The organism is Colwellia sp. MB02u-10, from assembly GCF_014077185.1.
Taxonomy (GTDB): domain Bacteria; phylum Pseudomonadota; class Gammaproteobacteria; order Enterobacterales; family Alteromonadaceae; genus Cognaticolwellia.
Map to the genome: position 1 here is coordinate 1 of NZ_JACGVK010000060.1, position 1284 is coordinate 1284.

The window sequence follows — 1284 nt, forward strand, 5'->3', positions numbered from 1 at the left end:
GTCTTAATTGATTTAGCCGCTTGCTTACCGAACGCTTCGAGTGCTTTCTTATTCATAGTCTGCCTATCCTTAACCCTACATGGGTATTAATAATAGGCAGTTACACAGATTTTGTTACAGGGTCCTATCTTCGCAAGCCAAATCAGATTTAACTCCGCACTCTAGAAAAATCTAGACATAATGACTCCCCACGAAGTGCTAGCTTTTCCGTTTGATTGCCTTCTTTACATTGCTCTAATTAGGCTCCCTAACCATGATAAACCGATCTTCATAGCTTCGATAATACCCATTAACTAACTCTTTAACTTCATAGCCCAATTTGTCATATAACGATATTGCATTTTTATTACTAGGCTCAACAGTTAAGCAGCTGCTGACTTTCTTTGCATCTAAAGTTGTTAACAGCGACTCAAATAGTAAGCTGCCAATTCCATTGCCACGATGATCACTTGAAACGATAATTTTATGAACACAATACACTCCGCTTTCACAATAAAAGGCAAGTATTGCTCCAACAATTTCGCCATTTATTTTAGCTGAGAACATAATACTATGCTCACACCAAAGTCTCCACGCATGCTCCCCATCAGGAATAAACTCAGAATCCTTATTGTTACCCCAAGAATTTCTATCTAATGCTGCAATACCTAAAGAATCACTTATAACCGTTTTACTTACACCTACTTTACTCAATTTAATTTCCTAAAGTTATAGTTTTATACACGCTGGAAGCGTTGATAATATAGCTATGACACTTCACTTGTCATTAATTAAGCTAATCACTAATCAACACTAATTAAGCCACCCATAATAACTTGTTTGTTTTTTCAACAATAAACTACACTTAATTTACTCTTTTATAAGTGTGGTGATAGTTATGCCCAAGCCTCGTTCACAACAAATCAGTTTATCTGATACGCCGTATTATCATATTTGCAGTCGAACCGTCCGCAAAGCTTTTTTATGTGGTGTTGATAAAGAAACGGGTGTCAGCTATGAGCACAGGCGTAGTTGGATTGAAAAACGTATTTTTCAATTATCTCAGGTATTTGCTATTGATATTTGTGCTCACGCTGTCATGAATAATCACTTACATTTAGTGCTTCATGTTGATAGTGAACAGGTGAAAAGTTGGTCTACGCTAGATGTACTGTCTCGTTGGCATAAGTTGTTTAAAGGCACCTTGTTGACCAGAAAATATCAGCGAGAACAACTATTAACTGAATTCGAATTGAAAATAGTTGAAGAAACAGCGCAGGTCTATAAGCAACGCTTAATCGATAT

1 protein-coding gene and 1 pseudogene are annotated in these 1284 nt (G+C 36.6%); one reads left to right on the forward strand and one right to left on the reverse strand.

The annotated features are described in order from the left end of the window. Positions 1-234 precede the first annotated feature (234 nt). Positions 235-693, reverse strand: coding sequence for an N-acetyltransferase (locus H4J59_RS01385; protein WP_182236171.1), 459 nt, complete (start codon positions 691-693; stop codon positions 235-237). Positions 694-877: 184 nt separating this feature from the next. Here H4J59_RS01385 and H4J59_RS01390 point away from each other — a divergent pair. Continuing rightward, positions 878-1284 (forward strand): annotated as a pseudogene (locus H4J59_RS01390) (transposase); the annotation flags it as partial.